We start from the raw sequence: 22130 nt of genomic DNA on the forward strand, positions 1-22130 counted from the left end.
GTGCCGACCAAAGGAGGTGCCCGATGAGTATCGCGGTCAATGAGCAATATAGTCTGGAACAGGCAATTCATAATATCGTGGACCGATATCAGGCCAAGCCGACAGCCCTGATTATGGTCTTGCAGGATATTCAGAAGCATTACCGTTACCTGCCAAAGGAGGCACTGGATTTGGTAGCGCAGAAGATGGATCTTCCCATCGCCCAGATTTTTGGAGTGGCGACTTTCTTCCGTGCTTTCAGTCTTAAGCCGAAGGGAAAGCACCATGTTTGCGTATGCACCGGCACTGCCTGCCACGTTCGTCAAGCCAATGTCATTGTTGATAAATTTGAACGCGATTTTGGCATCAAGCCGGGCGAGACGACCTCCAATCTGGATTTTAGTCTTGAAACGGTTAACTGCATGGGCGCCTGTGCGCTCGGCCCGCTCATAACGGTCGATGACGAATATTATGGGAATATGACGGTACCCAAGGCTGATTCCATTATGCGGAAATTGCGCAGCAAAGATGAAGGCGCCGATGAGAGTGAGGAGGCGGTATGAAATTGTCAAAATTGACCTCACCGAAAGACCTGAGCGACCTGGCGAGGAAATTAGTCGAGCAGAGGCGGGGAAATAAAACCATTATCTCAATCTGTGCCGGTACAGGTTGCCTTGCCTGTGGCTGTGAAAAGGTCATCAGCGCCCTCCGCAATAAGATCACATCCTGTGGTCTTGACGAACTGGTGGAAGTCAAGGCCACCGGCTGCCCCGGTCCGTGCGAACTGGGGCCATTGATGACGATTTATCCTAAGAAAATATTCTATGTGAAGGTGAAGCCGCAGGATGTCGACCTGATCGTCGACCAGACCATCAAGGCCGACAAGGTGGTACATAAACTTCTTTATAAGGACCCGGTAACCGGCAAGAGCGTTGAGCGCGAGGATGAAGTCCCCTTCTTCAAGAAGCAGATGCGCCATTTGATAGGTAAGAATAATCTTATCGACCCTACCTCTATTCATGATTATATCGTCTTGCACGGCTATCAGGCGATGGCCAAAGCGCTGACGACTATGAATCCGGAAAAGATTATTGATGAAATAAAGAAATCCGGATTGCGCGGCCGCGGCGGCGGTGGATACCTAACCGGGAAAAAATGGGATTCCTGCCGCAAAGCCAAAGGGACCCCTAGATATGTAATTTGCAATGCCGATGAAGGTGACCCCGGGGCCTTTATGGACCGCTCCCTTCTGGAAGGAAACCCTCATTCCGTGATTGAAGGAATGGTGATCGGCGCCTACGGCATCGGGAGCGAGTATGGTTATGTCTATGTTCGCAACGAATACCCGATGGCAGCCAAGCATATCATGACTGCGATTCTGGCGGCGCGGGAATACGGTCTTCTTGGCCATAATATCCTGGGGAGCGGATTCAATTTTGATCTTGAGGTTTCCCGCGGCGGTGGGGCCTTTGTTTGCGGTGAATCTACGGCGCTGATGGCCTCTTTGGAAGGAAAAACCGGCGAGCCTCGTGCCAAATATATACACACGGTCGAAGCCGGACTCTGGGATAAGCCATCAAATCTCAATAATGTGGAAACCTGGGCCAATGTCCCTCTGATAATCGACCGAGGGGCGGACTGGTATTCCAAAATTGGGACGGCCGGCTCCAAAGGGACCAAAATCTTCGCCCTCACCGGTAAAGTGAACAATACCGGCCTCGTAGAAGTCCCCATGGGTATCACTCTCCGTGAAATTCTGTATGATATCGGCGGAGGAGTTCGCGGTAACAAGCAATTCAAGGCGGTGCAGACGGGGGGACCATCGGGCGGAACGCTTATCGTAGAAGTGGGCGAACCGATGATTCATGACAGCATGGTCGCCCATGGTGATATCCGCAAGGATGAACAGGCCGTAAATCTCCTGGATTTGCCGGTTGATTTCGATGAGTTGACCAAAGCCGGATCGATGATGGGATCCGGGGGAATGATTGTAATGGATGAGGATTCCTGTATGGTCGATGTGGCCAAATATTTCCTTAACTTTCTGCAGGAGGAGAGTTGCGGTAAATGCCTGCCATGCCGGGAAGGGATTCGAACCATGCTGGAAATCTTGACCCGAATTACTCAGGGAAAAGGCCGGCTCGAGGATCTGGAGGTTCTGGAGGATCTATCACAGGTCATTATCGATACCAGTCTCTGCCAGTTGGGGGGGAGCGCTCCTAACCCGGTGCTGTCCACGTTAAGATATTTTCGTCAGGAGTACCTGGCCCATATTAATGAGAAATGCTGTCCCGCCGGAGTCTGTAAGGATTTGGTATCGCATGCCATCGACTCCAAATGCAATGGCTGTCATGCTTGTTTCAAATCCTGTCCGACCAACGCCATCATCGGAAAACCAAAGGAATTGCACTATATCGATCAGGCCAAATGCATCCAATGCGGTGCCTGTTACCAGATATGCCAGTATGACGCCATCAAACGAGTAAAACGCGGTATGGGCGATTCGATTCAAACCGGCGCCCGCGAAATATGGCGGCCATCGGCCAAACTCGAAACGGTCAACATGGCGTAGGAGCGAGAAAATGAATAAAGTGAAAATAACCATTGATGAGCATTCGATTGAAGTCGATGAAGGGTCATATGTTCTTGATGCGGCGCGAAGTCTGGGGGTATATATCCCTTCTCTCTGCTATTACCCATATATGACCCCCTACGCCGCCTGTCGCATTTGCGCCGTCGAAGCCCGCGACAGTAAGGGATGGTCAAAAATCGTAACTTCCTGTAATTATCCTGTTTGGGATGGTTTGAAGGTATTGACCAACACTCCCCGTGTATTAAATGCGCGGCGCACCAATCTCGAGATGCTCATGAGCCGATGTGCGCCGGTTCCGGTGTTGCAGCAACTTGCCGATCAGATGGGTATCGAAAAGCCCCGCTGGGGTATTGGAGAGGATACCTGTATCCTATGCGGTCTCTGTGTCCGGGTTTGTGATGAAGTGGTAGGCGCCCATGCCCTGGCTTTCAGTGATCGGGGAATCTATCGCCGGGTGGCGACCCCTTTTGAGGGGGAAAGCAGTGATTGCATTCTTTGCGGCGCCTGCGCCAAGGTTTGCCCCACCGGGCATATCGTGATGGAAGATATAGATAAACGACAGATAATTCATAATGAAATCAACCTTGGTCCCAACGCCGCCATTTCTCTCCCATTCCGCCAGGCGGTCCCCAATGTGCCGCGTATTAATCCCGAACACTGCATTCATTTCAATACCGGGGGGTGCAAGGTCTGCTCGAAGGTCTGTCCCAAGGAATGCATTCATTATGATGATACCGAGCAGACGGAGGAGTTTGAAATCGGCGCCGTCATCATGGCGACGGGATTTGACAATTTCGACCCGACCCCTCTCAAGCAGTACGGCTATGGCCGATATCCGAACGTTATCACGGCCGAGGAGTTTGAGATGATGAATAACGCCGCCGGGCCGACCGGAGGCAAGATTCTTCTCGAAAACGGCGAAGAGCCCCGCGCCATTGCCATCCTGCATTGTATTGGAAGCCGTGACCAGAATTATCATAAGTACTGCAGTCGGGTCTGCTGTATGTATGCCCTTAAATTCTCTCACCTGGTCAAGGAAAAAACCAGCGCCGAAGTATATCAGCTCTATATTGATGTTCGAAGTTTCGGCAAGGGGTATGAGGAATTCTATCAGCGGATTCTTGATGAAGATGTGAATATTATTCGCGGCAAGGGCGCCGAAGTGGTGCCATCGGGCTATCGGCGAGGGGAAGAGGGGCATTTGCTGGTGCAATGTGAGGATACTCTGATAGGGAAATTCCGTGAAATACCGGTTGATATGGTAATCCTCTGCACCGCTCTGGAAGCACGGCAAGACGCCAAAGAAATGGCCCGCAAATTGAATATCTCGACCGGCGCCGACGGCTGGTTTATCGAGGCTCATCCCAAGCTGGGTCCGGTTTCAACCACAACTGAAGGGGTTTTTCTGGCGGGAACATGTCAGGGGCCCAAAGATATTCCCGATACTGTCGCGCAGGGCGGCGCCGCCGCGTCGCACGCCATGAAACTTCTTTGTCTGGGAGAAATAATGATGGATGCCGCATACGCCGAAATTCGCGAAGACTTCTGCAGCGGCTGCCGTATCTGCAATGACCTCTGCTCGTATAACGCCATCAATTATCTCAGTGACAAAAAGGTCAGCACGATAAATTCGGCGATGTGCAAAGCCTGCGGCACCTGTGTGGCCGCATGTCCATCCGGTGCCATTGTGGCCCGACACTTTACCGATGAGCAAATATATGCCCAAATCGAAGGGATGCTGCTATGAGTTTCGAACCAAAGATAATCGGTTTTCTTTGCAACTGGTGCAGTTATACCGGAGCCGATCTGGCCGGAACGGCCCGCATGAAGTATCCTCCCAATATGATGAGTATTCGGGTCATGTGCAGCGGCCGAATCGACCCTGGTTTTATTCTCAGCGCTTTCGCCAAAGGGGCGGACGGGGTATTGGTGTGCGGATGCCATCCCGGCGATTGTCATTATGTCGAGGGTAATTATAAATGTATGCGCCGCATACCGCTTACAAAGAGATTACTCCAGGAGATGGGAATTGCACCGGAGCGCCTGCGTCTGGAATGGGTCTCGGCATCGGAAGGAGCCCGTTTTCAGCAAATTGTATCTGAATTCACGGAGCAAATTCGATCTCTTGGCCCGCTTCAGTTGAAGGAAATGGTTTTTGAACCCCATGAATCTGAACATGCGGGCGAAGCAGGGAGGATATAGTCATGGTGAAGCCGAAACTGGCCATTTATTGGGCCGCCTCCTGCGGTGGCTGCGATATCGCCACTCTGGATATTGAAGAGAAAATATTGGATGTGGCCAACTTCTTTGAACTGGTCTTCTGGCCGTGCGCCATGGACATCAAATACAACGATGTCCGCAATATGCCGGATAAATCAATCACTTTGACTCTTTTTAATGGCGCCATCCGCAATGAGGAGAACTATGAAATCGCCAAACTGCTAAGGCAGAAATCGGTCGTCCTTTGTGCTTTCGGGAGTTGTGCATCGGAAGGATGTATTCCGGGGCTGGCCAACCTGTATGACAAGGAATCCATAATAGATTATGTTTACAGGAAGTCGCCTTCGGTGGATAATCCGAACGGTGTGATTCCTTCTACCGAATACAAGGTGCCGGAAGGAATCCTGACCATCCCCGAAATGTGGAACACGGTTCGAACGTTGGGGCAGACGGTCGATGTTGACTATATTATCCCGGGATGTCCCCCGCAATCGAATCAGATTGCCGATGTAGTCGCGGCTGTCATCGATATTCTCAGCCACGGCAAGCCGCTGCCTCCCAAAGGGACTGTCCTGGGTGCCAGCGAAAAGAGTTGCTGCGATGAATGCAAACGGGACCGGAATATTAAGAAAATAAAGAAATTCATTCGGCCCTTCGAAAAGGTCACCGATCCCAATTTGTGTCTTCTGGAGCAGGGCATTGTCTGTATGGGACCGGCCACCCGTTCCGGCTGCGGAGCCAAATGCGTCAATGCCTGTGTCCCGTGTCGCGGCTGTTATGGATTGCCCGCCAATATAAGAGACCAGGGAGCCAAAATGGCTTCGGCCCTGGCCAGCGTTATCGACTCCACCGATCCCGAAGAAATCGATAGGATTATCGCTACCATTCCCGATCCGGTCGGGACTTTTTACCGTTTCAGTCTCCCAGATTCCCTTTTAAGGAGGGCGCAACGATGAAACAGATTCTTATTGACCCCATAACCCGCCTGGAAGGTCACGGGAAAATTCACCTTTTTGTTAATGATGACGGCAGTTTGGCCAACGCCTATTTTCAGGTACCGGAACTGCGAGGCTTTGAGAAATTCTGCGTGGGACGTCCCGTTGAAGAGATGTGCCGGATCACCACCCGAATTTGCGGAGTATGCCCCGATGCCCATCATATGGCGGCGGCCAAAGCGGCGGATGCCGTTTATGGAGTAACTATTCCGTCGGCCGCACGGAAACTGCGCGAATTAATGTATAACGCCTTCTATGCGGGCGATCATACAACCCATTTCTATGCCCTCGGCGGGCCTGATTTTGTTTGCGGTCCAGATGCTCCCCCGGCTGAGAGAAACATTCTGGGGGTTATTGCCAAAGTCGGAATTGACGCCGGGAAGAAAGTGATTGCCCAGCGTGCCCGCGGCCAGAGAGTAATCGAAATAATCGGTGGGAAAAAGGTTCATCCTGTCACATCGCTTCCGGGTGGCATGTCCAAGCGAATCACCAAAGAAGAACAACAGGAAATGATTAAAATCGGCGAAGAGATGGTTGAATTTGCCAAATTCACCATTAAGGTTTTGAATGATGTTGTCCTGGCCAATAAGGCTTATGTTGACCTTATCCTTTCCGATACGTTTGCTCACAAAACTTACAATATGGGTTTGGTGGATGCCAACAAAAAGGTCAATTTCTATGACGGCATGGTCAGGGTAACCGGCCCCGACGGAAGCGAGCATGCCAAATATGCGCCGAAAGATTATCTCAGTTATGTCGCCGAGCATGTTGAGCCTTACAGTTATCTGAAATATCCATTCCTAAAAAAAGTGGGATGGAAAGGATTTGTGGATGGTAAGGATTCCGGTGTTTATAAGGCCAGTCCGCTTTCCCGCCTCAATGTCTCCGATGGTATGACCACTCCCCAGGCTCAGGCTGAATATGAACGATTTTATGAGACTCTGACCGGCGATCGTTCCGGGAAGACCCCGGTTCATGCCACTCTGGCGACACACTGGGCCCGCGTCGTGGAGCTTGTCTTTGCGTGCGAAGCGACCCTGATGCAAGCCAAAGATGAGGAAATAACGTCCGATCATATCCTCGACCCCCCGACCGGCATTGTCGGAGAAGGGGTCGGGATTGTCGAAGCCCCTCGCGGCACGCTGACTCATCATTATAAAACCGACAATAATGGAATTATAACTGAGGCGAACCTTATTGTCGGCACAACCAATAATAATGCCGCCATATCCATGTCGATTAAAAAAGCGGCTGAAGGCTTGATTAAGAAGGGGCAGGAAATTACAGACGGCATCCTCAATCGGATAGAAATGGCCTTCCGCGCCTATGACCCATGTTTTGGATGCGCCACACATTCTCTGCCGGGACAGATGCCGATGGAATTAATTGTCCATGACGCTGAAGGCGGCGATATAATACAAACCAGAAGGAGGAACTAATGAGGCCTTTGTTAGTTCTTTGTCTTGGCAATGAAGTTTTATCCGACGATGCCTTTGGATTCCGAGTGGCCGGAATGTTGGGGGAGATGGAATATGAATTGGGTAAAGAGGTGGAGGTAATCTACGCCTCGCTGGCCGGATTTAATCTTTTAAATCTACTCGAAGGAAGAAAGAAAGTCTTGATTGTTGACACGATTATTACCGGAAGTGCCGAACCGGGGACAATGCATTTCTTCCCTATGGGAAAACTAATACCATCGCGCAACCTGACCGGCAGTCATGAGATCTCGCTTCCCACGGCTCTTAAACTTGCCCAGTTGATGGAAATAGAAACACCGGAAGATATTGATGTTTTGGCGGTGGAGGCCCAGGATGTTCAGACCTTAAGTGAAGAGATGACCGAGCCGGTGAAGGCAGCATTGCCGGAAGCAATTGCATATGTTAAAGGGTGGACAATTATTGGAAATCAGGAGATATCATCAGATGGATACGGAGAAAAGAAAAGCGCCTCCTCCTGAAGGAGAGCCGAAAACTTGCCCGGAATGTCAGGGGCGCGGCTGGGTGGATAATCGCTGTATTACACCTGATCATGCCCACAAGTGCACATATTGCGACGGCAAAGGATTTGACGCGCTTGAGAATACCTGCTACGCTTGTCACGGTACGGGGCAGATTGAAATTCGCAAGGTCGATATCAATCCCTGTCCACTTTGTGCGGGAGCGGGTGTCTATCCTGTGCCGGAATCAATGACCATGAAAGAATTCGCCTATCGCCCGGGGGGGAAACACAAATTGGGTGGTAGTTGATAATGAATAGAAACGACTGAAACGATCATACAAGCGTTCCCTTCAAGGGGCAGGTGATCAATCACAATCCTTTCTAACACCTGCCCCCTCATTTAGCTGCCCGCCTTTTATTGTATAATCCGCCGTTTTCCTTTTAGAGCGGATACCCCTTCGTTTTTCCTTTCAATGTAATTGAGTTATACAGATTCAGCAGGTCGGCAGAACTTCTGGTTTTTTTGGCTTTTTCACTCGTCCATTTGGAAAATTTGATGCTATTGTCCTGCCCCTGGTTATTTTTAGCAAGTCATTCGACTCTAATTTTCTGATAAACCACAGATAGAAATTTCCTATCATTCGCACTAAAAACGGTTGAATAATTATCTGGAATTTCTTATCTAACGAATATATTGATGTAGCGCCTTTGTAAATGAGGAACTAATATGAAAGCCAGAAAATCATCGCTTATTTACTTCCTTATCATTGCTATTGCCGGAGTAATCTATATTAATTGGTCGAATCTAATTAACCTGATGTTGCCGGCAAACAGCCGACCGGCCAGGGTTTCATTCCCGGTAGAGGGCGTTACTTCAGAACAATATGACACCATTGCCGCAAAATTGACCGCAGATTTTGGGAAAGTATTCCCCCATATGGAACGATTTCGCGCGGCCGGAATTCTTGCCTATGAGGGACCCAAAACCTGTCTATCCTGCCACAAAACCATTGAAGTCGAAGAACCTGCCACGAAGTTCAAGAAAAATGTCGACCTGATGGCTAATTTGACAACCTCCGCCCATTTCCGTTTTTATACCAAACATCATCCTAATGTCTGGGGATTCAACGGGAAATTGGCCGATAATTTTGCGATGGGGAAAATCAACCGTCCTTGTCCCAAGCCGGGGTCGTTTGCCATGACTGCCTGGGCGTCACTGGTCGTTCTCAAAGACGGCGATACCCTTTCTGAAGGATGTGGGCAATGTCATATTGGGGGGCAGGTGGCTCCGCCCCTGGGAGAAATGATGCCGGGGTATAAGACCCTCGATATTGAGGAGGAAACTATTGATTGTCTGATATGTCATGCCACCGCCTATGATATGAATCGCAAGCAGGTGATAGTTGATGAGGATGGTCGCGAATACTGGGGCCAGGATCGTTCGCTCCGCGCCGCCCTGAGTGTCGGGCGTCCTGCAGCGCAAGCCTGTTTGCGCTGCCATCAACATAATCTTGGCGGCGATATATATGTTGATGCCACCGATTCGTCCTATTTTCAAAGTATGCTGAACACCGGTACAAATCGGCCGCGGGTTCTGCACCCCGGGAGCAAACGCGGGACACCTTTTTCCCCATCGTGGGATGTCCATGCCGCCGCCGGTCTGGAATGCATCGATTGCCATATAACCGAAGGACATTATATCGCCAAAGGAACGCATACAACGACTATGATGGCCAATGACCTGCCCAGTGTCGAAGTCGCCTGCGAGACATGCCACTCCGATGCGCCGCATAAGTCAAATCCCGATATGGCCGACTATCTTAATGGCCATATCGACAAAATCGCCTGCGTTACCTGCCATATTCCCAGCTTGAATCCGGATAATGCCACCATGAGGGATTTTGCTCAACCGGAATATGAAGAGAATCCCGGTATTTTTGTCTATACCGATATTGCCAAGGAGACTGAACCGGGAAAAGGAATTGTATATGTCTGGTGGAACGGCGATGCCACTTTCCTGGGCAACCCGATCGGCGATAATCCCAACGGCAAGAACTTATATCGCTTTTACAACCCAACGCATGCCTGGCCGGAATTCAATGACTTTGATTATGCTGGATGGTATGAGAAAGTGATGCGACCGATCGCCCAGAAAGGGCGTCCGTCGAAACTCTATGCAATGAAACTATTCAACGGCCGCCAGCATATCGATTTGCAGAATATCGGGCCGTTCGGCGGGATGTATCTGCCATACAATCTTCCCACTTATTATACTACCGGCAATCCCGATAGCGCTGCGGCGGCCGAAATGGCCCATCCCATGATGAAGATGATGTATGGGTGGCTTTTCAAATATTACATGATGGACAAATTTATGTCATTTATGGACGTTGCCGGATGGAATGGTTCCGCGTACGATGACGCGCGTCATTTGCGGAAAGTCGAACCGCGCTGGATCCCGCAGGATGCTTCATTGGAGATCAGCCACGCCATACGAAAGACCGGGGCCCTTTCTTGCAACAATTGCCACTCCCAGTCAGGTGTCCTTGATTTTGAGTCACTGGGGTATGACCGGGAAGAAATTATCTCCTTACAGGAACCGCGGATGCAATGACTTTCACGGGTGGTTTAATTTTCCCTCTCCGGTTTCATGGCTGCCTGACCAAGGAGGGGTTGATTCAGATAATCAACTATCTGTTCTTATTTCAGGTTGCGATCATATCGCCATCTATTAAAAGTAATTGTTACATGCAAGCTAACCTGCAGTCAAAAACCATTAATTCCGAATTAAATCCAGAATTACTCTGGCCGAAAAGACCTTTGCATTTGGCATTATTAGCTCTGATTGTCTGCAACAATAGCAAAATTCGCCAACACTCCTTCTACGGTATCTGCTTTTCACGGGGAAAAGGTGGCTGATGATATTCCAAGAGCACCATAATTTTCTTGGAGCACCGGGTCTTCACATGTCCGCACATGAAAGAGGCCGGTGACAGACAAATCTTATTCGCTCTCGATCCTCAAGCCCATGTCTGTCCTGTGACAACTCCACCACAAAACAGATCGAAATACGCTTTTCACTTATCCAATCTGCATTTTCTTAATTTCATTGCAGGTTCTTTATTTCAGCTCAGAAGATTCTGCCTTTCCTGTCTGCGTAGTTCAAAGAGGCAGGTTCTATTAATTTGCATATTTTTTGTCCCGGCCTTTCATTCCTGACCGCGTTCCAGATCAAATCCAGAGTCAAGTAATTGTCAGACTTGAAGATGGAGTGCCGTGATATCGAATCGCGGTTTGGCATATCTATTGCGGGAAAACTGCCTGGAGATAATGCAATGAATCTGATTAGCATTTCTTTTATTGACCTGACCAGTTTTCAACTTTCGGCCCTGCTGGCAAGCGCCCTTTTCTGCTTTATGGTGGGTTTTCGGGAATTGAGACATGAGGACTTTTTTGGACTGCTCTATATTCTGATCGGCATATTTTTCCTTTCCGTTCATGGGTATCTCCTGTGGAACCTGCCGCAAGATGCAACCCCTTCCATCAATATCGGCTTCTGGCAATGGCTGATTCAATTCCTGGCCCCGGCATTGATAGTCCTTTACCTGATGTTCGGAGCTTTTAGCCTCCTGATGGCACGTTTCCGCACGGCGATGGTAAAACTCTTCTTCGGATTGACCCTGATTTGCTATCTATTTATGCTTGGACCCGACTGGCCTATGGATGTGCGTGGGATACTGGTTTTGATATGGAGTGGCCTATGGTTTGAAGTAGAGCTGGAAACTGCCCGATAAGTCTGAGTTCGATCTTCAGCCTTATAATATCCCAAAACCTATTAATCTTATAATTTACAGTTGCTCAATAGGTTAATTGAATAACTATCAGGAAACAGGGGCCAATTCACCTGGGCGCGAATTATTTCACTTTCAAAGGCAAAAAACACTTGACAGTAATGAAAAATGAATTAAAATTATATAGCATTTTAATCTAGGGAAATTCAGCTATGTCGGTCAAGATCATTTGTTTTGAGGCTTTCTGGGTATTGCTTTTTTCTTTCTTCGGCTCATTGTCGGCCGAACTCCAAGTGATCTCATATCAGGTTGACTCATCAAAGATTGTATCAAACTCGGCGTCACCCTCCTCCTTTGAAGGAATCGGTGTGGGTTCTGGGAAGATTGCCACACTATCAAGAATAAATAACCAAACTTTTCTTAACGTAATTGACCGACAGGGTAACACTCTATTGACAGCTCCCTGCGATTCTAATACAAAGTTCCCGCAGTTGATTTCTAATGGGACAAGGGTACTGATAACGACTTGTATTAATGAACGCCGATTCCTTAATGAAGTATATGATATAGCCTCTCAATCAAAGATTCTATGTTTTGAAACCAGACGGCCAATAGTCGCTGAGTCTGATTGGAATTTTTTCGCATCAGCATTTGATGTTGTTGAACCTAATTACCCCACAATCTATTCACAAGACGGAAAAGAGCTGGGCGATATTCCTCATCGTTCTTGGGTCTGGGATATTACCAGGATTGATGACACGACAATTCTTTTTTTGGATGGCAATACTCTTGAATTTATTTCTTATCCAGGCCTTAAAGTCTTAAAAGCGATCAACGTCCAAGGGATGGAAGAACCCGATTTTGAAGTCAAGTTGGCTGTCAGTCCTGACAAATCCATGGCTACTGCCAATATCTCATATTGCATGACAGTCATTGAATTATCTTCGGGTAAACAGTGGGTAATCAGGAAACAACGCTCAACGACTCTCACTCGTCCCATTATTTCACAACTGGGTCAATCAATTATTTGCTTTGATACTGATACTTCAGGGCCAGTTCTTGATATTTATAAGAAAGTGGACACCGGATATATTATTGCTACAAAGTCGATGCATTTACCCTTCGGTGCCGTAAACATGCCGTTTTATCCGAGATATGATGTAGAGGGGTCATCTGTCACTGTTTATTATCATTACCAGACGCAATCCTCGCTTCTACGCTTTACAAGTGCACTAATTCAAATTCCAGACAGCACGATGCTAAATGGAATGATCCTGGGCGCAAATGGTGTCATCTTTCCTCTCCAATCCGCTTCGGCAATTAGTTTCAACCTATTTAGATTTGCCGAACCTGATGCAAATTCAATAGAATTAGAATATATCAATGTTGGTATTAGCAAGTAAAATCGTTAGAGCTTTGTTAAGAACGCTATTGGGGCTGGCCATTATCAATGCTGTTGCCCAAGTTACTGATTACTCGCTGGCCGTTGGCATTTTCACATGGTATCTTTATCATATCAGAACATGATTATGGAAAGTAGCTCAGGCCCGTGTCGAACAACTGGATGAAAGAGAGGTGCAAATCACACACGAGGCTTTGCGGTACTCCTATGCCATTTTCACAGTCCTCATCCTGGCCGCTCTTCTTTTGAAGTCAGTTATTCCCGGCCGGGTTCCTAATCTCATTGTACTGTTTGCCACATTCCTATATCTGGCGCATACACTTCCGTCGTCTTTCTTGGCTTGAACGGAGAATACGATCTGAATCTATCCGCGTCAGCCTCATTGAACGCAGGGATAAAGTGGGAAGACCCGGGAAGACCGCCGAGCGGTCAAATCAGTCAATGCTGTGTTCTGTCCTCTTGATTATCTCATTCTGGAGGCTTGTACCGAGGTCAACAAAATAGTCGCTGTAACCGGCAACCCGGACGATTAAATCGCGATACTTTTCCGGAGTCTCCTGCGCTTTGCGCAGGGTCTCGGCGGTTACCACATTGAATTGGATATGATGGCCGTCCATTTTGAAATAAGTCCTGATCAGTTGCATCACTTTCAGCAAGCCGTCATCATCAGCCAGCACCTGAGGCGTGAATTTTTGATTGAGAAGCGTCCCCCCGGTGCGGAGATGATCGATTTTCGATGCTGATTTCAGCACTGCGGTCGGCCCCTTACGATCGGCCCCCTGCACCGGCGAAATTCCCTCCGACAACGGTTCGCCGCATCCTCGCCCATCGGGTGTGGCGCCCACCACACTCCCAAAATATATGTGGCACGTCGTGGGCAGAAGATTGACCCGGAAATGGCCGCCTTTGGTATTGGGACGACCGTCGATGTTTTCAAAATAGCTTTCGAAGACCTGCCGGAGGATATCGTCGGCATAATCATTATCATTGCCATATTTGGGCGTCAGATTCGAGAAGATTTCCTGAAGCGATTCGTATCCTTCGAAATCAGCCTCGAGAGCCTTGATCAGAGTGTCCATGGTTAAATCCTGTTGGTCGAAAACATGGTATTTGATCGCGGTCAAGGAATCGGTGATGGTCCCCAGCCCGACCCCCTGAATATAAGATGAATTATAACGGGCGCCGCCTTCGTGATAATCTTTGCCTTTGAGAATGCAGTCATCGATCAGCAGAGACATGAAAGGGGCTGGAAGATATTTCGCCCAAAGACGTTCGATTATCAGGTTGCCTTTGATTTTGATATCAATGAAATGCCTTAACTGCTTCTGAAATGCTTCAAAGAATACATCAAATGATTGAAAGGTCGTTGGGTCCCCGCTCCGGATACCTATGGTCCGGCCGGTTCTTGGGTCGACACCGTTATGGAGCGTGATTTCGAAGACTTTGACCAGATTGAAATAACCGGTGAGAATATAACTCTCCTTACCGAAAGCACCGGTTTCGACACAGCCGCTGGCGCCGCCGTTGCGGGCATCCTCGATTGACTTTCCCTGTCGGAGCATTTCGGCAACAATGGCATCGGCGTTGAAAAGCGAAGGCTGGCCGTATCCGGTGCGGATTATCTTGAGCGCCCGCAAGAGCATGCGATCGGGGTTTTTCTTGCTGACCTGCACCATGGAGCTCGGTTGCAGCAGGCGCATCTCCTCGATTATATCGAGCAGGAGATAGGTCATTTCATTGGAGGCATCTTCGCCCGTCACGGTCACGCCGCCGAGATTAATAAGGCAGAAATCGGTGTAGGTATTACTTTCTTGCGCCGTGACCCCGACCTTGGGGGGCGCCGGCTGATTGTTGAACTTAATCCAGAATGACTGCAGCAGTTCCGTGGCACGTTCTCCGGTCAATATCCCCTCTTCCATATCGGCCCGATAGAACGGCATAAGGTGCTGATCTAAACGGCCCGGATTGAACGAATCCCAGGTGTTGAGTTCAATGATGACACCCAGGTGGACGAACCAATAGTACTGCAAAGCCTCCCAGAAAGTACGGGGCGCATGGGCCGGAACCCGGCGGCAGATTGCGGCCATCTCCTCCAATTCGGATTTTTTGATGGGATCTGATTCCAACGAGGCCAATTCCGAGAGCCTTTGAGCATAGCGTTCGGCCAGATGTATGATTGCATCGGCCGCAATCGCCATCGCTTTCAATTCCTCCCGCTTATCGAAAGCCTCCGGGTCGGAATAGAAATCAAGATTATCTTTGCTCTTCTGGATGGCGCCTTTGAAATCGAGGAAGCCCTGATAATATATCTTGTCATCCAGCACGGTATGCCCCGGCGCCCGCTGCTCCAGAAACTCGGTGAAAATGCCCGCCTCATAGGCCGATTTCCATTCCGGATCAACCGCGTCGAATATTCTGTTGCGGATTGAGCGCCCCGACCAAAAGGGGATTATTTCCTCTTTCTGCAATTGCCGTGTTGTATCATCAACCTTGAACGATATTTTCTCGCGGGTATGGAGGATGTCGAAATCTTTCAAGGTATGGGTGCATATCTCGGGATAAGTCGGGGCGGCCTTGGGCATAGGGCCTCTCTCACCGACAATCAATTCCCCCGGATTAATGCAGATAGTAATGTTTTCCAGAATGTATTGGAAGGATAACGCCCGGGCGACCGGCACCGAAACCCGTTCGGGCATACCACTCCTGTGGAATTCGGTGAGCAATCGGGCGCGCTCCAGTGAGATTGTGGGAACGGCATTAAGGCTCTGTTCCCAGAGGCGCTTTATTCTCTCGTTCATCGGTTTCTATCCTCCAATTTTGACATTATATCCGAGTGCGCGAAGCCAGGCCGCCTTTTCTTCTATGCCGGCAGGGGATGGCGGTTCCAGTTGCAGCCGGTGCCGATTCAGCTGATAGCGATCGATTTTATCCTCGCCGAGCTTGTTGTAAGGCAAGAGGCTTATCTGATTGATCGACTTCAGCGGCTCGAGAAAAGACACTATCGCGGCAAGATTCGCTGCCGTGTCGGCAATTTCCGGTATCATCGGAATCCGTATGATCACCTTAGCACCCTTATCGGCAAGTAAGATCAGGTTGGAAAGAATAAGGTCATTCGGTACCGCCGTATATTTCAGGTGCTCTGCACGATCAATAATTTTCAAGTCGAACAGGAAAAGACTGACCAGATCGTAAATGCGGATGAAATCGTTGGAAGCCGCATACCCGCAAGTATCAACGGTAGTATGCAAACCGTATCTTTTGCATGATAGCAATAGAGATTCAAGAAATTCTATCTGGGCCATCGGTTCGCCGCCGGAAAATGTCACTCCGCCGCCGGACTGGTCGTAGAAAGCTTCATCTCTTATTATCTCGTCCATTGTTTCTTCGACCGTGACAGTGCGGCCGATTCTGACCTTTCCGTCGTTTGGAACTGAAACCCGACCATCATCCCTCACCCGCAGATTATAATTTTCCACATCGGGACATCGTCCCTCCGGATTATGGCACCACCAGCAATCGAGGGGACAACCTTTTAAAAAAACGGTCGTTCTGATCCCGGGGCCGTCATGAATGGCGAATCTTCTAATTTCGAATATTGTTCCTGTGGCCGCCACAGTTTCTCCGCCTGCATTCTTTATGCAGAAAGATAATTCCGTTTCATTTTCAATTCAATATAGTCTGACCATAGTTTAACGACAAGTGGCCATGCAATATTTGTGGCCTTGCCGCTTCACGGATAATCAGGGCGGATTGGAGTCAGGCGGGCGGAATAAAAATCCTCGGCCGCCTCATAATTTAATGTCATCCATGGGGATGCCGGGGTTACCGTCATTGCTGAAGCCTGGTCCGGCGGCGCCCACGCGGAACAGAAAGTGTGGGCTGATTATACGCCTGTCAGCCCGGTTCGGCAAGAGGCCATAAGACCTTATTCTAAGCAAATCAAACGGGATTCTTCATAATTCCTCTTGTTTTCTGCGGGAAACATATTGCATTCATTATATAAGACAGTCCGGAATAGAGACGCGAGGATATGTTTTTTAAAGGTGGCAGATTTTTCATTGTCAGCAGCCAAGAGCTTTTTGGAACGACGGTCGAATTGTCTTTTGTGCGGCCAAGGACGGTCTAATGCCGCGTAATCCGTTGGTGCAAATTAGATTAAGAACACTCAACATAAGGTTCGAGATAGCCCGGTGACAGCATCAGCGGCAGCCATAGTCTCGGTCGAATGGTGGCCATGCAAATATTTTCACAATAATAGGTCTTTGTGCCATGTGACCGCAGGTGTGCAACAGGTTCTGATTCCGCGGCGGGCAAAAGTGCTTTACACCCTTCTGGCTGCGAGAGTTAATGCAAAAAATATCTTGACATTTTCCGCAGAAGGTATAAATTAAATCCGTACATACAGGAAATTATCAACACATTATTTCCGGGTGGTGACAAAGCATTATTGAAATATATCCAAAAATTGAGACCTTAATAATCTGGAGGGAATCGGCAGCCATTGATATGAGCCATTGATATAGGTTTCGTTCTATTTTCTGTGCGACATCATTGATTTTGACATCATTAGTGCGGACCTAAGCTTTTATTTCAAATTTCGTATTCCCGGCGGCGGGAATCAACCTTTGCATAAACAAGGGGTTGAAAATATGTACTTGAAAAATTATTCGCGGTTCTGTTGTTGTCTGATGGTGTTCTTATCAGCCTGTTTGATTATTATTGATGCAAATCAGGCTTTCGCGCAATCCGGTCAGACGGCATCGTGCAAAGTTGTTGTGAGTGCCAATCCATCATCGCCACAAACACTGATGGAAATGAAATCTCTGAGGGTTATTATCAACGTCTCTTATGACGGCCCGCCGAGGATTCTCAGCCTTTTGGCTCTTGATCTCCCGGCGTTTTCATCGGGGTGGTCGGGCAATCAGGTTACTTGCGGAAACTGCACTCTCTCCGACACTATTACTTTCAATCCGAGTATCTGCGATGCCGGTGTTTATGATATCGCCTTTATCGGAACCGCCGATTATGAACGGGGCCTCAGCGACACCCTGCACTATTTTCTGCATGTACTGGACAATGACGGCCCGTGTCAGGTTGAGGCCGGTCCCGATCGCCGCGTGGCCATAGGAAATGAACTGGCGTTCAATGTCAATGCGATCGACCCCGATACGATTTGCGCCCCGGGCAAGATCCTGAAATGGGAATACTGGGGATATCCCTTCAATCATGGCGCCGCTTTTGAAGTGGGCTTATGGCAAGGACGATTTGCATGGACTCCGACCCGCGCCGATCTGGGCGTGCATTATGCTTATTTCCGGATAACGCACGGCATGTGTGTCTCATTGGATTCGGTCAAAATCACGGTCGATACGACCGGCACAGATTGTTCCCGCCCCATAATCATTCCCGAGCCGAGGTTCACGGCGGGGACCTCGAACACTATATATTATATCCCGGCCTGCGGGGCTTATACCCATGAGGTCTGCTATTTTGATTATGATGCACCGGATTCCATTCGGGGATGTATGGAACTTCCCTGGCAGCGAACTCTTTCATCCTCCGACACTCTCAGCTGGGTCGTAGATAACCTTCTCGATGGCCACCGGTATGTGTATTATATAAAGGCGTATTTCGCGTCGGATTCGATTGTTCGATCCGATACGACTTCATCCACGCAGGATGCCAGCCCGCCTGATGATGTCAATTCCACCGTGGTTCGCGCCGACTCCGCCGGGGTCATAAATATTGACTGGTATGGCGTTCAGGACAAGGTCAGTTATGTGGCTTATTATAAACTCTATCGGAAGCAGGATGGTCAGGACTATGATTCGATTTTGACTTTTCCGGCAAAACCCGATAATAGCATTGCCACTGAATATCATCATGAGGAACGGCTCGGCGACAATAATGGCCTGATAGAGGGTTTACCTTATTTCTATAAGGTCATTGCGATTGATGTGGTCGGCAACCGTGGCGGCGGGATCGAAGCCGGACCGGTGGTGCCCGATTCCACCCCTCCCTGCATTCCCGAACAGAGGGTCGATTTTGATTCGCGTTTCATTAATAAGTACTTTGTTAAGGGAGTCGAATGCCAAGTCTGGGCTCGTGCCCGCGCCGACTGCCCCGGCCTGATGAGTACAACCCATTTTATTCGTTTTCAGGCGGTCAGGGACAGCGTGAAGTATTTTGATTCGCAATGGCAGCCGGGGACGGATTTCTTCGAGAGCTCGTGGCTTCCTTATCCCGGCGACAGTGTCTCATGGGAAATCAATCTACTGCCCCGTAATGATGATACCGCATATGTGCACGGCCATAACTACCTCTATCGCGCCCAGGCCAAGGATTCCCTGGGCAATATAAGTTATTGGATCAATAACGGCGTCGTGCAATACTGGTCATCGCCGATTGGCGCCTGGCAGGATGCTTATCCGCCGAGCGACATCAGGAATCTGACGGCCCGGCCGAGAATCAACAGGGCCGGCGACAGCGTTTTCATCGATCTGAGTTGGGAACCGGCCATTGACCCGGTCAGCGGCGTGAAAAGCTATTATGTTTACAGAAAGATCGGTGGGGGAGAGTATGTCATGATTGCAACCATACCGACCTCAATATCCAATCCGACCTTCTACAGCGATAACTGCCGCGGTGTTGCTTCGCGTGAACAAATCTGTTACCGGATCGGATCGGTTGATTTTGTCGGGAATGAAAGGGATCTGAATCATACTGCCTGGGAGATATGCGCCCGACCGCCGATCGGTCCGACTATCGCACTTGAATGTGATACTATTATCAGCGGCCGCTGCTATGTCGGGAATCATCCGGTGGTCGTGTCCTGGAAAGGTTATGATAATACCGGCGTTTCGAAATATCTGGTCGATGTCGCCGGGAATGCTTACTATCAGGATAATCCCGCTCTGGAATATTTGGGCGTGCCGCTGACAAAGGATACAACCTATGTCGTTCGGGTCAGAGCGATTTTCCCGGATGGGTCGGTCAGCACCTGGTCAAATCCCTGCTCGGTAATTAGGGATGTTACGCCTCCGGATCCGGTAACCCGCTTGATAGCCCGCAACGATGTCGATTGCGACGGCCGGATTCAGCTTGATTGGGCGAAAGCTTACGATAAAACCGGAGTCTCTCATTATATAGTTGCTCGGAGAACCGCCGGGACTGTGTTTGATTCAATTGGTATCAGTTTCGACACCTCCTGGGCCGACATGGATGGTGGCTTGACAGTCTATCAGATGTACACCTACACCGTCTGGCCTGTAGACGCTCTCAATAACGTTCAGAAATTCGGGAATGATATCGATTCAACCACCTGCCTCCGCCCGCCGAAGATTGTCGGCCACTCAGGTGATGCCGCGGAAATCAAAATAAATTGGAATCGTGCCATGCCCAATTTGGCAGCGGACGCCTCCTACTTCGTGCGGGTCCTCAAGAACGATGATAGTAAGCCTGTTCGGCAGGATACTGTGTATCGCACGCAGTCTTATCCCTTTTATCCCGATCAGTACGGCCCTGGAATATATACCTTCCAGGTTAAGGAATTGGTATCCGTCCGGGGCGATTCTATGTCCAGTCTCTGGTCCTGCGGGTATCCGGTGCCGTTCGCGACCCTGCCGCCGCCGGTAGATACTATTATTTGCCAGCCGCAGCCGCTTCTGCCCTCCGATACAGGGCAGGCGAAAGGGTGGATTCAACTTAACTGGGAACAGAACAATCTGCGCTATATCGATTCTTTCCTCATTGTGAGATCAGTCGGTTCTCCGGTCGCGGAAGTGGACAGTAACTGGGTTCGGGCCGATGGCGGGACGGATTACTCATATCCCGATTCGGGATTACAGGAATACATCGTTTATACCTACGATATTTATGCCTGCGATCAATTCAAACAATTCAGCACAAAGAAATATGCTTTGAGCGCAATTGACCCGATCTGGGTCTATACACCAAAAATTAAGGCCGAAGTGCTGCCCTATTTCAAAGATGATACTGTGACAACATGCTGGCTATGGCTTGACCGGGATTTGCAGGAAGCAACCGGCAATTATGGCGCTGTCAGTTGCCAGGTGCAGTTAAGTATCTTCCCATATTTTGATACTGTTTACAGCAGAAACAGCGACTGGGTCGATGCCGGCCGCGAATGTGTATCTATAAATGTAGGCGAAATCGTTGGTCCGAGCAACAGAATAGTCTACCGGCGCATCCGAGCTAATGACCAATGGGGAAATATTTCCCCCTGGTCACCGGTCTATTTCGGTCTTGATTCGATAATTTATGATAATGTGGCTCCGATTCCGGTAAAGACACTGGCAATAAAGACCGTCGCCGATTCTTCTGCGGCGCCGGGGCTAATAGATGTACATCTCCGTTGGAGAAAATCGACTGATTTCGGCAGCGGTGTCAGCCATTATCTGGTATACCGCTGCGGCATAGGAGGCATTTGCGATTCGCTTGGTTACACTACCGACACCGTCTATTCCGATCTCAATCTGAATATTCTGGATAAAAGCTCCTGCGATTACGAATACCGGATAGTCCCGGTTGACAGTATCGGCAACAAGCAGATCTTCGGCAACATTGACGCCTGTCTGGAATTGATTCCTGTTCCAGATTCTTTGCAGGCCCTGTCAAAACGAGATTTAACGTGGAAATGTTCCGCGAGTGCCGATTCGTTTTTCGTGGAATGCGCCTATGTTGAGAGGGATCTGGGGACATTCCGGATGAAATATTATCCCAGAGAAGCCAGGAAAATGATTCCGGGAACATCTGATTCCTGCCATTTCGACACCGACACCAATTTTGTCAGAAACGAGGTCATCTATTTCCATATTAAGACGATAAGCGGCGGAAATGAAAGCGGCTGGTCGCGGGTGTGTACTTTTCCGATGGGGAATGAAAGCCAGATCGCTGATCCCGCCGCCGGGCTTGCCCGATGGGAGTTGGAACAAAATTTCCCGAATCCGTTTAATCCAGTTACCAGGATTGCTTTCCGTCTCCCGATGGCCGGAGAAGTGACCTTGAGCATATACAATATAAGAGGGCAATTGGTGAAAAGACTCTGTCATGAGGAGTTTTCCGCCGGCGTTCATCAGCTGGAGTGGAACGGCACCGATGAAAACAACAAAGATGCCGCGAGTGGGATATATTTCTACAGAATTCAGGCGGCGGATTTCGTTTCGACCAGGAAAATGCTGCTCTTGCGATAA

Annotated in this window: 14 protein-coding genes; 12 read left to right on the plus strand and 2 right to left on the minus strand. The window is 49.2% G+C overall.

Annotated elements, in window-relative coordinates:
• The first annotated feature begins 23 nt into the window (after nucleotides 1-23).
• The 11 genes from NT002_01030 to NT002_01080 all read left to right on the plus strand — a co-directional run bounded on the left by NT002_01030 (nucleotide 24) and on the right by NT002_01080 (nucleotide 12919).
• Nucleotides 24-542, plus strand: a complete 519-nt coding sequence (locus NT002_01030) for an NAD(P)H-dependent oxidoreductase subunit E (protein ID MCX6827856.1) — start codon at nucleotides 24-26, stop codon at nucleotides 540-542.
• Nucleotides 539-2551: a 4Fe-4S binding protein gene (locus NT002_01035; GenBank protein ID MCX6827857.1), complete on the plus strand. Its 2013-nt coding sequence runs from the start codon at nucleotides 539-541 to the stop codon at nucleotides 2549-2551. The genes NT002_01030 and NT002_01035 overlap by 4 nt, the downstream gene beginning before the upstream one ends.
• 10 nt (nucleotides 2552-2561) lie before the next feature.
• Nucleotides 2562-4319, plus strand: a complete 1758-nt coding sequence (locus tag NT002_01040) for a 4Fe-4S dicluster domain-containing protein (protein ID MCX6827858.1) — start codon at nucleotides 2562-2564, stop codon at nucleotides 4317-4319.
• Entirely contained in the window at nucleotides 4316-4774 is a 459-nt protein-coding gene (locus NT002_01045) for a hydrogenase iron-sulfur subunit (GenBank protein MCX6827859.1), read from the plus strand. The genes NT002_01040 and NT002_01045 overlap by 4 nt, the downstream gene beginning before the upstream one ends.
• Nucleotides 4775-4776: 2 nt before the next feature.
• On the plus strand, nucleotides 4777-5748 hold the full coding sequence (locus NT002_01050) for an oxidoreductase (GenBank protein ID MCX6827860.1): 972 nt from the start codon (nucleotides 4777-4779) through the stop codon (nucleotides 5746-5748).
• The gene (locus NT002_01055; GenBank protein MCX6827861.1) at nucleotides 5745-7226 is read left to right on the plus strand and encodes a Ni/Fe hydrogenase subunit alpha; all 1482 of its coding nucleotides are present in this window, start codon (nucleotides 5745-5747) and stop codon (nucleotides 7224-7226) included. Before NT002_01050 ends, NT002_01055 begins: the two co-directional genes overlap by 4 nt.
• Nucleotides 7226-7744, plus strand: a complete 519-nt coding sequence (locus NT002_01060) for a hydrogenase maturation protease (protein ID MCX6827862.1) — start codon at nucleotides 7226-7228, stop codon at nucleotides 7742-7744. The genes NT002_01055 and NT002_01060 overlap by 1 nt, the downstream gene beginning before the upstream one ends.
• Nucleotides 7710-8033 (plus strand): hypothetical protein, encoded by a 324-nt coding sequence (locus NT002_01065; GenBank protein ID MCX6827863.1) that lies wholly within the window; start codon nucleotides 7710-7712, stop codon nucleotides 8031-8033. Before NT002_01060 ends, NT002_01065 begins: the two co-directional genes overlap by 35 nt.
• Before the next feature lie 419 nt (nucleotides 8034-8452).
• Nucleotides 8453-10339 (plus strand): nitrite reductase, encoded by a 1887-nt coding sequence (locus NT002_01070; protein ID MCX6827864.1) that lies wholly within the window; start codon nucleotides 8453-8455, stop codon nucleotides 10337-10339.
• Nucleotides 10340-11060: 721 nt separating this feature from the next.
• The gene (locus NT002_01075; protein MCX6827865.1) at nucleotides 11061-11519 is read left to right on the plus strand and encodes a hypothetical protein; all 459 of its coding nucleotides are present in this window, start codon (nucleotides 11061-11063) and stop codon (nucleotides 11517-11519) included.
• Nucleotides 11520-11728: 209 nt separating this feature from the next.
• Nucleotides 11729-12919, plus strand: coding sequence for a hypothetical protein (locus NT002_01080; protein ID MCX6827866.1), 1191 nt, complete (start codon nucleotides 11729-11731; stop codon nucleotides 12917-12919).
• Between the two features lie 433 nt (nucleotides 12920-13352).
• On the opposite strand, the gene NT002_01085 is transcribed toward NT002_01080, so the two are convergent.
• Entirely contained in the window at nucleotides 13353-15716 is a 2364-nt protein-coding gene (locus NT002_01085) for a glycyl radical protein (GenBank protein ID MCX6827867.1), read from the minus strand.
• A 6-nt stretch (nucleotides 15717-15722) separates the two neighbouring features.
• Nucleotides 15723-16532 (minus strand): glycyl-radical enzyme activating protein, encoded by an 810-nt coding sequence (locus NT002_01090; GenBank protein MCX6827868.1) that lies wholly within the window; start codon nucleotides 16530-16532, stop codon nucleotides 15723-15725.
• 1200 nt (nucleotides 16533-17732) lie between these two features.
• Between NT002_01090 and NT002_01095 the strand changes: the two genes are divergently transcribed.
• A complete protein-coding gene (locus tag NT002_01095) occupies nucleotides 17733-22130 on the plus strand; it encodes a T9SS type A sorting domain-containing protein (GenBank protein MCX6827869.1) in 4398 nt (1465 codons plus the stop codon).

The sequence above is a fragment of the Candidatus Zixiibacteriota bacterium genome (genome assembly GCA_026397505.1).
Lineage (GTDB): Bacteria > Zixibacteria > MSB-5A5 > GN15 > PGXB01 > JAPLUR01.

Excerpts from the sequence above, each read along its gene's own strand:
- NT002_01060 (MCX6827862.1), top strand. The coding sequence starts at position 7,226 with ATGAGGCCTTTGTTAGTTCTTTGTCTTGGCAATGAAGTTTTATCCGAC.
- NT002_01075 (MCX6827865.1), top strand. The coding sequence starts at position 11,061 with ATGAATCTGATTAGCATTTCTTTTATTGACCTGACCAGTTTTCAACTT.
- NT002_01050 (MCX6827860.1), top strand. The coding sequence starts at position 4,777 with ATGGTGAAGCCGAAACTGGCCATTTATTGGGCCGCCTCCTGCGGTGGC.
- NT002_01095 (MCX6827869.1), top strand. The coding sequence starts at position 17,733 with ATGAAATCTCTGAGGGTTATTATCAACGTCTCTTATGACGGCCCGCCG.
- NT002_01070 (MCX6827864.1), top strand. The coding sequence starts at position 8,453 with ATGAAAGCCAGAAAATCATCGCTTATTTACTTCCTTATCATTGCTATT.
- NT002_01055 (MCX6827861.1), top strand. The coding sequence starts at position 5,745 with ATGAAACAGATTCTTATTGACCCCATAACCCGCCTGGAAGGTCACGGG.
- NT002_01045 (MCX6827859.1), top strand. The coding sequence starts at position 4,316 with ATGAGTTTCGAACCAAAGATAATCGGTTTTCTTTGCAACTGGTGCAGT.
- NT002_01080 (MCX6827866.1), top strand. The coding sequence starts at position 11,729 with ATGTCGGTCAAGATCATTTGTTTTGAGGCTTTCTGGGTATTGCTTTTT.
- NT002_01040 (MCX6827858.1), top strand. The coding sequence starts at position 2,562 with ATGAATAAAGTGAAAATAACCATTGATGAGCATTCGATTGAAGTCGAT.
- NT002_01035 (MCX6827857.1), top strand. The coding sequence starts at position 539 with ATGAAATTGTCAAAATTGACCTCACCGAAAGACCTGAGCGACCTGGCG.
- NT002_01085 (MCX6827867.1), bottom strand. The coding sequence starts at position 15,716 with ATGAACGAGAGAATAAAGCGCCTCTGGGAACAGAGCCTTAATGCCGTT.
- NT002_01030 (MCX6827856.1), top strand. The coding sequence starts at position 24 with ATGAGTATCGCGGTCAATGAGCAATATAGTCTGGAACAGGCAATTCAT.
- NT002_01065 (MCX6827863.1), top strand. The coding sequence starts at position 7,710 with ATGGATACGGAGAAAAGAAAAGCGCCTCCTCCTGAAGGAGAGCCGAAA.